The organism is Facklamia lactis, from assembly GCF_015863205.1.
In the GTDB taxonomy this organism is placed as follows: domain Bacteria; phylum Bacillota; class Bacilli; order Lactobacillales; family Aerococcaceae; genus Facklamia; species Facklamia lactis.
In genome coordinates, this window is the sequence record NZ_JACBXQ010000006.1 from 33,669 (window position 1) to 47,752 (window position 14,084).

The 14,084-nt window shown below is 36.6% G+C and carries 13 protein-coding genes; 1 reads left to right on the forward strand and 12 read right to left on the reverse strand.

From position 1 onward, the window contains the following. Positions 1 to 13 precede the first annotated feature (13 nt). The 9 genes from glmU to HZY91_RS09450 all read right to left on the reverse strand — a co-directional run bounded on the left by glmU (position 14) and on the right by HZY91_RS09450 (position 9,237). Positions 14 to 1,384, reverse strand: coding sequence for a bifunctional UDP-N-acetylglucosamine diphosphorylase/glucosamine-1-phosphate N-acetyltransferase GlmU (gene glmU / locus HZY91_RS09410; protein WP_197116014.1), 1,371 nt, complete (start codon positions 1,382 to 1,384; stop codon positions 14 to 16). A gap of 67 nt (positions 1,385 to 1,451) precedes the next feature. Then, positions 1,452 to 2,297 (reverse strand): pur operon repressor, encoded by an 846-nt coding sequence (gene purR / locus HZY91_RS09415; protein WP_197116015.1) that lies wholly within the window; start codon positions 2,295 to 2,297, stop codon positions 1,452 to 1,454. Positions 2,298 to 2,394: 97 nt separating this feature from the next. Further along, positions 2,395 to 3,210 (reverse strand): metal ABC transporter permease, encoded by an 816-nt coding sequence (locus HZY91_RS09420; protein WP_197116016.1) that lies wholly within the window; start codon positions 3,208 to 3,210, stop codon positions 2,395 to 2,397. Further along, a complete protein-coding gene (locus HZY91_RS09425) occupies positions 3,168 to 3,863 on the reverse strand; it encodes a metal ABC transporter ATP-binding protein (RefSeq protein WP_197116017.1) in 696 nt (231 codons plus the stop codon). Before HZY91_RS09425 ends, HZY91_RS09420 begins: the two co-directional genes overlap by 43 nt. 33 nt (positions 3,864 to 3,896) lie before the next feature. Continuing rightward, positions 3,897 to 4,820, reverse strand: coding sequence for a metal ABC transporter substrate-binding protein (locus HZY91_RS09430; RefSeq protein WP_197116018.1), 924 nt, complete (start codon positions 4,818 to 4,820; stop codon positions 3,897 to 3,899). Positions 4,821 to 4,936: 116 nt separating this feature from the next. Next, positions 4,937 to 6,145 carry a YcjF family protein gene (locus tag HZY91_RS09435; RefSeq protein ID WP_197116019.1) on the reverse strand — a complete coding sequence of 403 codons (1,209 nt, stop codon included), beginning with the start codon at positions 6,143 to 6,145 and terminating at the stop codon, positions 4,937 to 4,939. Between the two features lie 15 nt (positions 6,146 to 6,160). Further along, positions 6,161 to 6,856: a zinc metallopeptidase gene (locus tag HZY91_RS09440; RefSeq protein ID WP_197116020.1), complete on the reverse strand. Its 696-nt coding sequence runs from the start codon at positions 6,854 to 6,856 to the stop codon at positions 6,161 to 6,163. A 153-nt stretch (positions 6,857 to 7,009) separates the two neighbouring features. After that, on the reverse strand, positions 7,010 to 8,290 hold the full coding sequence (locus tag HZY91_RS09445) for a uracil-xanthine permease family protein (RefSeq protein ID WP_438940314.1): 1,281 nt from the start codon (positions 8,288 to 8,290) through the stop codon (positions 7,010 to 7,012). 236 nt (positions 8,291 to 8,526) lie between these two features. Next, on the reverse strand, positions 8,527 to 9,237 hold the full coding sequence (locus tag HZY91_RS09450; protein ID WP_197116022.1) for a SanA/YdcF family protein: 711 nt from the start codon (positions 9,235 to 9,237) through the stop codon (positions 8,527 to 8,529). A 187-nt stretch (positions 9,238 to 9,424) separates the two neighbouring features. On the opposite strand from HZY91_RS09450, the gene HZY91_RS09455 reads away from it, so the two are divergent. Further along, positions 9,425 to 10,084: a hypothetical protein gene (locus tag HZY91_RS09455; protein WP_197116023.1), complete on the forward strand. Its 660-nt coding sequence runs from the start codon at positions 9,425 to 9,427 to the stop codon at positions 10,082 to 10,084. A 39-nt stretch (positions 10,085 to 10,123) separates the two neighbouring features. On the opposite strand, the gene HZY91_RS09460 is transcribed toward HZY91_RS09455, so the two are convergent. From HZY91_RS09460 to cls, 3 genes are all read right to left on the reverse strand, one after another. Continuing rightward, positions 10,124 to 11,395: an RNA polymerase factor sigma-54 gene (locus tag HZY91_RS09460; protein ID WP_197116024.1), complete on the reverse strand. Its 1,272-nt coding sequence runs from the start codon at positions 11,393 to 11,395 to the stop codon at positions 10,124 to 10,126. A gap of 148 nt (positions 11,396 to 11,543) precedes the next feature. Then, on the reverse strand, positions 11,544 to 12,494 hold the full coding sequence (ypfJ, locus tag HZY91_RS09465; RefSeq protein ID WP_197116025.1) for a KPN_02809 family neutral zinc metallopeptidase: 951 nt from the start codon (positions 12,492 to 12,494) through the stop codon (positions 11,544 to 11,546). Positions 12,495 to 12,512: 18 nt separating this feature from the next. Beyond that, entirely contained in the window at positions 12,513 to 14,069 is a 1,557-nt protein-coding gene (gene cls / locus HZY91_RS09470; RefSeq protein ID WP_197116026.1) for a cardiolipin synthase, read from the reverse strand. Positions 14,070 to 14,084 lie beyond the last annotated feature (15 nt).

A 14,084-nucleotide genomic window follows, 5' to 3' on the forward strand; every position in this document is an offset into this window, starting at 1 on the left:
CCCTCTTTCAAAATTATTTATTGTTAAACTTGCTCCAATACCCCATCTTATTCACTTGTTCACTTCTTGAAATCGCTAAAGCCTCTTCTTCCACATCCTTAAGAATAGTAGACCCTGCTGCAATAAAAGCTCGATCGCCTATTTCAACTGGCGAAATAATATTTGCATTACTTCCTAAGAATACTTGGTCTCCAATTACAGAGCGATACTTACGTTTACCATCGTAATTACAGAAGATAACCCCACAACTTATATTCACGTCTTGTCCAACATCCGCATCTCCAATATAGGCTAAATGACCCGCCTTTGAATTCTTACCTATATAAGAATTCTTTACCTCGACAAAATTACCAATATGAACCCCCTCTGCCAACTTAGATTTAGGTCTTAAATGAGCAAAAGGTCCTATGGTTACCTTTTGATCCACCTCAGAAAACTCAATGACAGATTGTTGAACGGAAACTTGATCTCCTATCTCACTGTTAATGATCGTCGTATGAGATCCAATCTGACAGCCTGTTCCAATTTGAGTCTTTCCTTTTAGATGAACTCCACCTTCCACTAATGAATCCTGCCCAATAGTGACATCACTTTCAATATAAACAGTTGACGGATTAGTAAAAGTTACGCCGTTTCGCATATGCTGATTTATGATTCTTTCGTTCATCAAACGTTGAGCATTGGCAAGAGCTACTCGATCATTTACGCCCATCCCCTCATGAATATCTTCCATAATATATGCAGAAACCGTAGCTTTTTGTTGTTTAAATATTTCAATCACGTCTGGCAAATAATACTCTCCCTGAGCATTCTCATTCCCTACTTGTTTCAACGCTTCAAAAAGGGCCTGGTTATCAAAAACATAAGTACCTGTATTAATCTCTTTTACAGCCAATTCTTCTGGACTTGCATCTTTCTGCTCAACAATTTTTTGAACAGCTAATTGCTCATCACGAATCACTCTCCCATAGCCCGTTGGATCTTCTGCTTCCGCAGTCAAAATAGTTGCTACTGCATCCGTTTCTTCATGATGTTTAAAGAGATTGTGTAAGGTCTCACCTGTTAGCAAGGGAGTATCTCCACAAATCACTAAAGTATTACCTGAAAATTTACTTAATAAATTTTCGGCCTGTTGAACAGCATGACCGGTTCCTAATTGCTCTGTTTGTAAAGCGAATTGAGTCTGGTCACCTAATTTTTCTTGAACTTGTTCAGCACCATTACCAATAATTGTCACTAATTCCTCAACTTCACTTTGTTTCACCGCACGAATCACATGCTCAACCATGGAAAGGCCACTGATTGAATGGAGCACTTTAGGTAAAGAAGATTTCATTCGTGTTCCTTTACCTGCCGCTAAAATTACTGCCATTCTTTTCCCCATCAAAACACTCCTTTTAATTCATGTCTAACAAATCCATTCCTATTATACCGATTAAGTTGTTTTTAATCTATGCTTGTTCAAAATTTTCTAAAAAATTCCCAGCTTGGGTCTGAAGTGTATAGTGCTTTTTCTTCTTATCAAACACTAGCTTTGTTTCAAACAAGGACTGATAGTCCGGTATTTCCATTCGCTCTTTTGCTTTATTTTCAGCAAAAACACAAATTCCAGCAACTTCAGAATCAAATTCAGCAATTAAATTTGCTAGACCGATAATTGTTCCACCATTTCGCAAAAAATCATCTACAATTAAGACTCGACTCCCTGGTGGTAAACTATTTTTAGATAATTCCATTTTTTTCACTGTTTGATGGGAGCCAGAAATGTAATTAATTGAAATCGTAGAACCTTCTGCTGTACTGGACTTACGACGAACTACCACATAAGGAACATTTAAGAAATTAGCCACAGCCACCGAAAGACCAATTCCTTTAGCTTCAATAGTCAATACAACGTCAATCGATTTTTTAGCATAATAAGAGGCAATTAGCTGGGCAATATTATTCAAAATATCTGGATCTTGCAATAAATCATTCACATATATATAGTTACCCGGAAGTATTCGTTGCCCTGTCTGCATTCGATCACGAATTTGATACTTTAGTTCTTCAATTTGCTGTGTAGATAATTGTGGACGAAAAATAACGCCTCCGGTTTTTCCAGTTAAAGTTTCAATCATACCCATTTGATTTTCTTCATACACTTGTCGAATCATCTCGATATCTTCACTAATAGATGACTTCGCACAGGAAAATTGATCTGCAAAACTTTGTAAATTCATTAATTGATTAGGATGACGCAATAATTGGTGGGTCATCGCAATTAATCGTTGATTTCTTTTATATTTTATTCCCATACTCTCTCCTTAAAACCGTATATTTTTTATACTTTAACACCATTCGTTCGTCTTTTCAAGTAGAATAAAAAAAGCTGCGCCTCTCCGCAGCTTTCACTTATTTTCGAACTAGAGCTTTTATTTTAAACAGAACTGTCATAAACATAAAAATTAATACAAATACTAAGGTAATGGATGCTCCAGGCGGAGTATCATATTTAAAGGAAGTATATAAGCCGATAAAAATTCCCAACATATTCATTCCGACCCCCATCAGAACTGCTTGGGTAAAAGAACGGGATAACTTAATGGCAGTAGCAGACGGGATAACTACAAGCGCCGATACTAAAAGCGCTCCAACAATTGGCATCATAATAGAAATCGCAATCCCAGTGATGACTGAGAAGCTAGTCGAAATTAAATTAACAGGCAAGCCTGAAGTTTGAGCAGTAGCCTCATCGAAAGAAATGACATAGAGAGGCTTTTTAAAAATTATATAAAGAAGAACGACCCCTATAGCTAAAATAATTAATAATTTTACTTCTTGTTCTTGAATTAGAATAATCGATCCAAAAAGATATTGATCCACTTTAAATACACCACTATTAGTATTAAAGCTTAATAACACTAAGGCAATGGCCATACCAGTAGCCATCATTAATGCCACAGATATTTCAGAAAAATTTCGATAAACCGTTCGTAAATATTCAATCACCATTGAAGCTATCACAACGATTAAAAGTGTGGTATACGTTGGATTTACTTGTAATAGCATCCCTAAAGCTACTCCCGCTAGTGAAATATGAGAGAGCGTATCCGCCAATAAAGATTGTCTCCTTAAAATCAAAAATAGACCCAAAATCGGAGTGATAAACGACATCGCTATCCCTGCTATAAATGCCCTTTGGATGAAGTCATACTGAAACATCTCCATGGAGACCCCTCCTCTCTAATTAATCGAATTTCTCTATCATAATAGCCTTCAATTTCTTCATCCGCATGAGTCACCATCATAATTGATTTTCCATGCTCATGGGCTAAATGATGTAGTAATTTATAAAACTCTCGGCGAGAAAAACGATCCATCCCGTTCGTGGGTTCATCTAAAACAAAAAAATCGGGATCTAACGCAAAGATTCGAGCAAGTATAACCCTTTGTTTCTGACCACCAGACAATTGTCCAATCAACTTCTGTCGCATCTCTGTCATTCCTACAGCAGCTAATGCTCTTTCTACATGTTCATAATCCCGACTATTTAACGGTTTAAACCAACGATCCTTACTATAACGGCCCGACTCCACAAAACGTTGAACAGTACTAGGAAAACCGGAATTAAAAGCATTAATATTTTGTGCAACATATCCTACCGATAGTTTTTCTCCCAAACTATTTTTTTTGGTTAGATTCACTTCTCCTGTAGCAGGTTTTAATAAGCCTATAATATTTTTTACGAGAGTCGATTTTGCTGCTCCATTTTCGCCTGTTAAAATTACAAATTCCCCATCATGAATTGTAAAACTAATATTATTTAAAACTTTCTCCTCTTCATAATAGAAAGATAAATCTTTAACAGATAATATCTCCACTCTAACCAACCCTCCTTCAATATTGCTTTATTTTTAATTCTTTGTTAATTGGTCAAGATTCGATCGCATAATAGAGAAGTAATCTTCCCCAGCTTTCCGTTCTTCCTCTGTTACTATCTCTATAGTACGTAAAGGTAATAAATCAACCTGAGCAGCGGAAGCTACCGTCTCCGCAATTTTAGAATCGAGGGCAGGATCCACATAAATCACTGAAATGTTCTTTTCTAAAAGTAATTTTTGCATTTCTCCTAACTGTTGTGCAGAAGGTTCTTGTTCAGAAGACAAACCTGCTATTGCCATCTGCTCAAGTCCATAAGCATTGGCTAAATAAGCAAATGCTCCATGTTGGACCACAATGGTTCTATTCGATAACTCTTTGAGCTTTTCTTGATAATCCTTATCAAGCATTTTTAAATTCTCTAGGAGTTCATTGTAATTTTCTTCATATTTTTTAGCATTATCTGGATCGATTTCTACCAACGCCTTCATGATATTCTCAGATTGTTGAGCGTAAAGCATGGGATCTAACCAGGTATGAGGATCGATTTCGTGTTGATGGTCGCCACCATGAGCTTCTTGATGAGCTCCCCCCTCACCTTCTAATAGATCCAATCCCTTCGTTGATTCTACTAGTCGAGTCTTTGCAGGATCCACAATACTAGCTAATTCTTGAACAAAAATTTCCATTTCATCATCTTGATAGACAAATAAATCGCTCTCTTGGACCATTACTGCATCTCGAGCGCTTAAGTCATAAGAATGAACATCTTGATTACTCGGAAGAAGCATAGTGACATCTGCTTCTTCTCCCGCAATACTTTGGACCATAAAATAAACCGGATAAAAAGTAGTTAAAACTTGTGGCCTATCTGCGGCTGAAACTTTATTTATCAGGATCGAACATCCAGCAAAAATTATTAACGCCAATAAAAAAGCTGATTTTACTATCTGTTTCATAGTGTTCCCCCTTCTCATTAAATGTAACAATTACTTTTAACAAGAGCTATCATATAGATTTAAAAGAAAAAAGTCAAGAAAATAAGAAACATCCCCATAAAACTATGGGGACTGTTTTATCGCTTACGCTTCTTTAAAAAATATTCAAACCAATCTGATATGATACTATTTTTATCTCCTAATTGGTCTTGATATAAAGTCAGATAATCTGTAAAAGAAGCATTCATAAATTTTTGAAGTTCTTTTATAGGAAGCTCTTTCCCTTGAATTTCTGCTTCCATAATCTTACATAAGACCTCGATATAAGCATAAGCTAGTGTCATCGTCAAAGTTGAAGCTGTGGTACCACTAATAATACCACTGCCTACACTTCCTATACCGGGGATCCACTTTAAGGCTGAACTCGCCATATATTTCCCTAACATTGTAGCAGTTCCAGTTCCACCAATCCCTGCAATAATACTAACGATTTGAGCGTAATCTAAAGATAATCCAAAAATACTCGTTATATGCGCTAACATCGTAATTTGCATGGGAACAAGGATCGCTGCATCTGCAATCGGAAGAGGAGAAACCCCAACACCGAAAGCAGAGGTAATGTATTTATGAGCCCAACCTCTAGCCTTTTCTATCTTCAGATTTAAATCGACTTGTTGGGCGTTTATAAAAGCCTTTTGAACCTCTTTTGGAAGAACAGATAAGCTAGTTTCAATAACTTCCTGTAATCCATAGGCTTTAATAACATCTCCCTGACTCAAAGGGAAATCTTTCGCAAGTATTGGGAGAACCTGTTTAACTTGGGGTAATTTTTCCTCAATATATCTTACAAAATCTTCCACTTCATGACCAATCGATTGAGTTAAAATAACTATGACTGGCACCTCTTTTGCAAGGGTATTAATCAAAGCTATTTCTTGCGCTTCGATTCTTGCCATATTGGCATTAATACAATAATAGATTAAATGGACCTCTTCCTCTACACCTTTCTGCTTTTGTTGATGAATCAGATTTAATAAGCTATTCATGACTTCTTTTTGAGCAGTAGCATTTAATTCAAGTCCTTTTGTATCGTACAGGGTAAGCGGAACTCCTTCCTTAGTAATTTTTTGTATATTTTGAGTGATCGGCATCCCTATCCCTGTGTTCGCTACCTGCTCTCTGAAAAGCGCATTCACTAAAGTACTTTTGCCTGACCCTGTCTTCCCTACTAACAAAATATTAATAGGAAGCATTTTATCAACTTCTTCTTTCGATTTAGCCAGTAAATCACTAGCTAAACTGGGATCAACCTTATATTTATCAAGTTTCTTCCAAAATTTAACCATGCAAACCTCCTAGTGTTAGTCACGATTCGAGTAACGATTTGAAATTAAAATTAAGCGAAATATTTGTAGAGCAGTCGAAATAGTACCTGCTAGATATGTAAAAGCAGCAGCATTTAGAACTCTTTTAGCAGCCAGGAGCTCTTCAGAATTAAAAACTTGATACTGTTGTAAACTATTAATCGCTCGTTTGCTTGCATCAAATTCTACAGGTAACGTTACAATTTGAAAAAGTAATGCAGCTGAAAGCGCAATGATTCCAAGTTGGATTAAGCCAGCAATTTGGAAAATAAACCCTGCAAAAATGAGCGGCATCCCAATACTTGAACCAAACTGTGAAATAGGGACTAAAGCAGATCTTAATTTTAAAAAGCCATAATTTGTTGCGTGTTGGACTGCGTGGCCACATTCGTGAGCCGCAACTGCTACAGCAGCAACCGAAGTTTGATTATAGGTCGCTTCTGATAGGCGCAATACTTTCGATCTTGGATCATAATGATCTGTTAAAGCACCTTGAATCCCTTCCACTTTCACATCATGAATATTATTCGCTTGGAGAATATACTCCGCCGCTTCACGACCAGAAATATTACGTTGAGTTGGAAATTCACTGTACTTTGCAAACGTAGATTTGACCTTCCACTGGGCATACATCACCAACATCATTCCAATTAAAATCAAAAAATATGTTGAATCAAAATAATATGGATACATTCTATTTCCCTCCTGATTGTTTCAATATTGTAAATATATTTTAGCAAAAAGACTATTTTATTGCTATTCGAGTGACTTTTACTCCACCAAGACGCCAAAGGCTTCCCCATTTTCGGAGGAAGCCTTTTTTAAATTTATTGCAGTATTTGTTGCTTATGATTCTGTTAACATGATATTTAATAAAATTCCGACAATCGCACTTAATGCCGTACCTGACAATACAAAAGATCCACCAAAATCTAAAACTGCCCCACCTAAGCCTATTACTAACATAGCAGAAGCAATAATTAAATTACGCGATTTTGAAAAATCTGTTTGATTTTTTATTAGTACTTTCAAGCCATTGCTGGCAATAACCCCGTATAGCAAAATCGACATACCACCTAATACGGCTGTTGGGATGGTAGAAATCAAAGCATTAAATTTTCCAAAAAAACTCAAACCAATTGCAATAATGGCTGCATTTCTTATCACACTAACCGAAGCAATTCTAGTTAAAGCAATCACCCCTGTATTCTCTCCGTAAGTCGTATTAGCAGGTCCCCCTATAAATGCGGATACCAAGCTCGCAAAACCATCTCCCATTAAAGTTCGATGCAAGCCCGGTTTTGACAGAAAATTTTGATGACAAATTTCTCCTAAAACAACATGATCACCCGTATGCTCTGCGATAGTGACCAAAGCAATAGGCAAAATTGCAAAGGCTTCTGGCCCGAAATATAATTGATACGTTTTAGCTCCCAGTAATCCTGATTCAAAAGGTAACGCTATATCGGGCATTTGAACCCATTCTGCTGCTAACACAGGTGAAAAATCAATCAAGCCCACTAATAAAGCAATTAAATAGCCTCCAATGATAGCCATTAAGAAAGGAATAACACGATAAAACCCTTTACCATAGACTTGAAAATAAACAGATATCAAAAAAGTTCCTAGTGAGACCATAATATTACGCCAATCACCATCGGCTACAAAACCAGCATTCGTTACTGCAGAAGAAGCTAAACCTAACCCAATTACAATGATCATGGGACCAATTACAATAGGCGGTAGCAAACGATTTAGCCAATCTGTTCCAGTAAATTTAATAATCGTACCTATTACAACATATAAGACACCAACCAACATAATCCCCGTCTGAGCTGCCGAAATATCCCCTTTCATCTGCTCCATAGCCAGACTCATCGCTGTAATGTAAGCAAACGAAGAACCTAAATAAACCGGAACTTGGGCCTTCGTAAGAAAAATATAAATTAACGTACCAATTCCACTTGCAAGTAAAGCCGTCGATACAGAAAGACCCAAAATTAAAGGAACCAAAATAGTTGCCCCAAACATAGCAAAAACATGTTGAAAGCTTAATAATAAGCCTTTCCCTAATGAAGGCTTTTCATTAGGCTGTAAGATTAAAGACGATATATTCTCCATTATTATCCTTCTCCTCTTTTAGGCTTATCCACAAAAAAATAAGCCTCATTTTTTGAAAATAAGGCTTATTATTGTCGGTAGACTTTAGTATCCTCTCTGTGACACTTTAAAAGACCTTAAATTTTCTTACTGATTTTACCATTAAAGCTACCTTTTGTCATTAGTTTTTTATATAACATGACGATCATTAAATCTTTAAATAAAATATTAAAATTTCCACTTATCTTTCGAAACATGAATCCCTATTTCATCGTTTCCTTCTTATCTGTCCTATTGCCCGATTGATTTAAATCAATCGGATAATCAAGAGTGGGTCGATTTTGAATTTCTAGATGCAAATAAGATACTCCAAAATCTTTTATTCTTGCAAGGAACTCTCGGCTTTCACGTTGCCATCGTGTTGTAGATGTTTCCTTAGCAGCAACTCCTACCGCTTCAATCCCCAATCTTCTTGCAATCATCAAAGCCCTAGGCAAATGATAGGCTTGTGTCACAATGATGACTTTATCTACTTCGTTATTCTTCTTTAATCGGAAGAGTGAGTCATAGGTTGAATAACCCGCATGATCCAAATATATTTGATCCCCTTCTATCTTGCGTTCTAATAAATATTCTTTCATTACGGCCACTTCATTATAGTTAGATTCGCGATGATCGCCACTCATAATTAACGGATTTTCCTTCAGCACTTGATTCAATTCGACAGCACACGCTAACCGTTGAGCCAATATTTGACTTGGGTACTTATTTTCAATTACTCCTGCACCTAACACCATAATGGGTGTTTCAGAATTATCATAAGCGCTCTCCCGTAATTCAGATATATCTTTAAATTGCGGAATCGCCGATACAATGACAAAAACATTCAAAATGGCCATTATTCCTAGTATTAAAAAGGCTAATAAGAAAGTCCTCTTCAATGTTTGGAATAACATTACAACAAATAATTTCATGATAGCCTCCTTATCTACTAACCGTTATATCTTAGCAAGCTCATATTAATTATGCAAACTGATTTTGCTAAAACGAAATAATTGTTATCTTCTTCTATAAATTGTTATCCCATTGTTACATATTTAAAGCCTAAGTCTGTTAAACTAAACAGTGCATCTTTGAGTAAAAGAATAAAGGAGTTTTACAATGAAAAAAATATTAAGTCTATCAACATTACTACTCTTACTATCGGGCTGCCAGGTAGTAAACTATTTTAAGGAGGACCATCCTGAACCCTCTAACTATTCGGCTGTCCATGCCAACGAAGAGACAGAGGATATTTCCGATGCTCGACCACAAGAGGCTCCTCAAACCAACCAAGAAAATTCAAAACCCAGCAACGACTTATTTTTAGATGAGCAAATAATAGGAGAAAGTAGTTATCCCAACCTTGCCCTTCCAGAAGATGCTCCAGAAGACCTTAACCAAGCCATCAACGACTACTACACCGACAAGCTCTCTCCAAAAGAACAACAGGCTAGTCAGACTGAAATCAGTCAAGATTCACTCAACAAAGTTTTAGAGTATATAAATTCCGATGATGACCTTGCGGAATTAGAAGTAGAAGTAGACCTCACTCAATTGACAATTGACGACCAAAAACTTATAGTTCCACGTTTGATTATTCCAATGGACTATTCATCAGCTGAAAAACTGGCAAAAAATAATGATAGTCGCATTATTAATCACGCTTTAACCGAATTAGGAAATAGACTTCTTCTAGTCGCTTACCAAACTCCTGATGATCATTTAGTCCCAATACATCTTGTAAATGCTAAGCATTCACTATACTACGATGAACCATAAAAAAACAGCCCTTCAAGTTTACTTGAGGGCTGTTCTACTTTATCCTTCTTTTTGCAAAATATTTTTACGATAACGCGCCACGAGTTGAGTACTGATACTAATTTTTTGCTTTTCTAATAACTCAACAATCTCTCGATCACTAATATTCGGTCCTTGCTTTGTCATAATATCTCGAATAAATCCTTGAATATTTAGAGCAGATAACCCATTTCGGCCAATTCGAGCCGAAACATTTATAAAATCAGTAAAAGCAAAAACCACTTCATTAAAAGCAAGATTTTTATTAACAACAATCGCCCTGACTATCGATTCCGATAAGCGCATCTGTTCAGCAATATCTTTCAACAGCAATGGAGCTGGACTCGTCCGTTGACCCACAAAGAATTCAGCTTGTGCCTTGACAATAACCTTCGTCACTCTTGTAATCAGTTCTTCTCTTAGCCGTAAGCAATTAATAAGTGTTTCATATTGCTCTTTATGAGGGCGAATGTACTGTCTCAATTGAAGATCCTTCTTCGCTTCCATCTCTTCGTAATAGGTTTGATTAAAGCGCAGACGAGGATAATACTGACGATTAAATCTTACTTCCACTTCTATACCATCCAGCTTAACTGAAACATCTGGAATTAAATTAATTCGATCTGGTCGGTCAAATAACGAAGCCGGAGAAGAACGAAGTGTATGATAATAATTAACACAAAGTTTGATTTCTTCACGTGTTAATTGACTCTTGCTTTCAATTTCAACATAATCCTCATCCGATAATTCATCAAAAAAACTTTCTAATATGTAATAAGCAACATTTGGCGCATGTGGATCTTGTTCTGTTTGAAGCATTAAACATTCTCTTAAATCATAGGCGCCTATACCTGAGGGTTCCAACTGTTTGATTAGTGTTAATGCATCTAAGGCTACCATAGGTTCTACTTGTAATTTACTTGCGATTTCCTGATAAGAATATGGAATATAACCCCTTTTATCAAGAAAATTAATTAATTGAATCATCACATCCCTGATAGGAGTTTGACGATATAGTAAGATCTGCTCATATAGAAAAGTTTCAAGAGTCTGGGGCGATCTCGGACTCTGAGGATCAATTTGATGTTGGTCCTCTTGACCTGCTTCCTTTGGAAGAGCTGCCACCCGCTGTTCAATCGGATATTCAAATTCAATAAAAGGATTCTCAATTAGTTCTTCTTCAAAATAATAAGTCAATTGCTCTCCATTCAAATCGAGAATATCCAACAAAAGAGTATTAGCTGCGATTTCCTCTTGATTCAAACCCGTAAATACTTTTACTTGATCACTCATAGAATCACCTACTTTCTTTTACATTTATGTTTATTATATCGAATCCATAAAGACTCGTCTAATTCCATTGTTAATTTTTTCATTTTTTATTCTTAAATAAAAAGCCCCATACTGAAATTAACTCAGTAAGAGGCTTAAGAAAAATTTGTTATTCAATCGATTGACTAAATGTATCTGCCTGTTCAAAATCACCTGCATATTTATATCCTCTTGAGAACCATTCCTGTCTTTGGGCAGAAGTTCCGTGGGTAAAGGAGTCAGGCACCACATAGCCATAGCTTTCTTTTTGCAAAGTATCATCCCCTACAGCAAATGCGGCTTGAAGCGCTTCTTCAATATCTCCCTCTTCTAAGATGCCTTGTTCTTCTACATATTTAGACCATCCACCAGCATAGTAATCCGCTTGTAACTCTACTCGAACAGACAACTCATTCTTAATGCTAGGGTTTTGTTGAATCGTTTTTTGGTAATCATCCATCGTTCCTAAAAGTTGTTGAACATGGTGTCCTACCTCATGTGCTAATACATAGGCCATTGCAAAATCCCCAGGTGCTCCATATTTTTGAGATAAATCCCGATAAAAACTCACATCAATATAAACCGTTTGATCCGCAGGACAATAAAATGGTCCAGCAGAACTCGAGCCGATTCCACAGCCCCCTGTATTCGTACCTTCAGTATAAAGAACTAATTTAGGTGGGGTATATTGAAGATTATTTTCCGCAAAATGTTGAGTCCAATAATCCTCAGTATTCGCTAAAACAACTGATAAAAATTCACCTTCTGCGTCCGTTACTTGATCGCCTTGTTCAGCTTTTTGAGTAGTATCTTCAAAAACAACACCTGAATTACCATACTCTGTTGAGGTTGTGCCTCCTCCACCAAAAAGGGCACTTCCACCACCGGCCACCATAAACAGCACTAACAATCCAATAATTAGCCACTTTCCTTTTCCACGTGACATCAGCAACATTAATAAAATATTAATAATCCCGCCGCCACCTGAACCACTTGGCAAAGAGCCTCCACCTCTGCCTGGACTTCCCATTCCACGGCGATCCTCAACATTCGAACTTCGTCTTAAATCTTCCCACTTCATATCTAGTCTCCTTTTCTGTTAGACAAACGGTGCTAACAATCTTAATAATGCATCGATCACTCTGCCAACAAAAGTACGTCTTAAATGCTTGTGCCTAATCATTCTGCTTTTGGTCTGAGCCTGTAGAAAATCAGCCTGAATCCTCTTAACAACAGGATGATAATAAATCAAAGTCGCGGTTTCAAAATGTAAGTATAAGGATCGATAATCTAAATTAATGGTGCCAACCATAGCAATCCGGTCATCGGATACAATCGATTTTGCGTGCAAAAATCCTGGTGTATATTCATAAATTTTCACACCCCCCTCCATAAGAGGTCGATAATACGAACGTGTCATGCGATAAACCATTTTTTTATCAGGTATTCCTGGTGTCATTAATCTTACATCAATTCCCCTCTTTGCTGCAAGCGTCATGGCTGTCTGCAGCTCATAAGATATTACTAAATATGGAGTAAAAATATAGACATATTTCTCAGCTGAATTTAAAATTTCTCGATAGATGTTCTCACCAATAGGCTCTCCATCCAGAGGTGAATCATTAAATGGTTGAAGATAGCCCTTTTTATTATCAAGGTCATTCAACGCCTTTTTACCCTGCTCAAGCATTTCTTCATCGGTAAAAAGACTAAAATCTAGCTCACTTTCCTCAAAAGCATTCCATACAATCAGAAACATTTGAGTAAGATTCCAAGTAGCAGTTCCCTCTATTCGAATCATCGAATCTTTCCAGTAACCAAAACGTTCCTTAACATTTATATATTCATCCGCAATGTTTACTCCACCTGTATAAGCGACCTTTCCATCAATAATAATATACTTTCGATGGTCTCGAGTATTATAGACTAAAGAAACAATTGGTCTTACTGGATTAAATTTAAGAGCTTTTATTCCATATTCAGCCATTTGTTCTACATAATTTTCAGGCAACCTAAGCAAGCAACCGAAATCATCATAGATAAAACGAACTTCTACTCCTTCACTGGCTTTCCGTTTTAAGACGTCAAAAATTTGAGTATACATTTCACCATATTCAACAATAAAGAATTCTAGAAAAATATGAGATTCGGCGGCCTCTAAGTCACGGATTAAATCATCCATTATCGCTTCGCCATTTGGATAATACTTCACTTCAGAACCTGCTAATACCGGAAACTTTGCATAGTTATTAACATATTTAGCAATGCTTCCTATTCGTTGGTCTTTCTGAATTAATTGATCTAAGGCATTAGGCATCGTTTCTAAATCTCTTTTATGATGACGATGCTGACGATCTATGCGCTCGGTCATATCCGCTAGAGGCCTTTTATTCCCTGCATACAAATAAAATAATGTTCCAAAAACAGGAAAGAGGGCGACCAAAATAATCCAAGACAAACGATAAGCAGGACTATCGTTACGATCCAAGAGATAAAGAATAATCAGCATGGATAAGATGGTAATCAAAACATTCAACAACATGTTATAGCGTATCAAACCATTTACTAACATGATCATCCAAATAACTTGCAAAATCGTTAGTAAAGCAATGACAATTAACCTAAATATTAGAGGTCTTGTTTCATTTGATTTCATCCATTACTCCTTACT

Excerpts from the sequence above, each read along its gene's own strand:
- cls (WP_197116026.1), bottom strand. The coding sequence starts at position 14,069 with ATGAAATCAAATGAAACAAGACCTCTAATATTTAGGTTAATTGTCATT.
- HZY91_RS09460 (WP_197116024.1), bottom strand. The coding sequence starts at position 11,395 with ATGAGTGATCAAGTAAAAGTATTTACGGGTTTGAATCAAGAGGAAATC.
- HZY91_RS09435 (WP_197116019.1), bottom strand. The coding sequence starts at position 6,145 with ATGGTTAAATTTTGGAAGAAACTTGATAAATATAAGGTTGATCCCAGT.
- HZY91_RS09450 (WP_197116022.1), bottom strand. The coding sequence starts at position 9,237 with ATGAAATTATTTGTTGTAATGTTATTCCAAACATTGAAGAGGACTTTC.
- ypfJ (WP_197116025.1), bottom strand. The coding sequence starts at position 12,494 with ATGAAGTGGGAAGATTTAAGACGAAGTTCGAATGTTGAGGATCGCCGT.
- purR (WP_197116015.1), bottom strand. The coding sequence starts at position 2,297 with ATGGGAATAAAATATAAAAGAAATCAACGATTAATTGCGATGACCCAC.
- HZY91_RS09440 (WP_197116020.1), bottom strand. The coding sequence starts at position 6,856 with ATGTATCCATATTATTTTGATTCAACATATTTTTTGATTTTAATTGGA.
- HZY91_RS09430 (WP_197116018.1), bottom strand. The coding sequence starts at position 4,820 with ATGAAACAGATAGTAAAATCAGCTTTTTTATTGGCGTTAATAATTTTT.
- HZY91_RS09420 (WP_197116016.1), bottom strand. The coding sequence starts at position 3,210 with ATGGAGATGTTTCAGTATGACTTCATCCAAAGGGCATTTATAGCAGGG.
- glmU (WP_197116014.1), bottom strand. The coding sequence starts at position 1,384 with ATGGGGAAAAGAATGGCAGTAATTTTAGCGGCAGGTAAAGGAACACGA.
- HZY91_RS09455 (WP_197116023.1), top strand. The coding sequence starts at position 9,425 with ATGAAAAAAATATTAAGTCTATCAACATTACTACTCTTACTATCGGGC.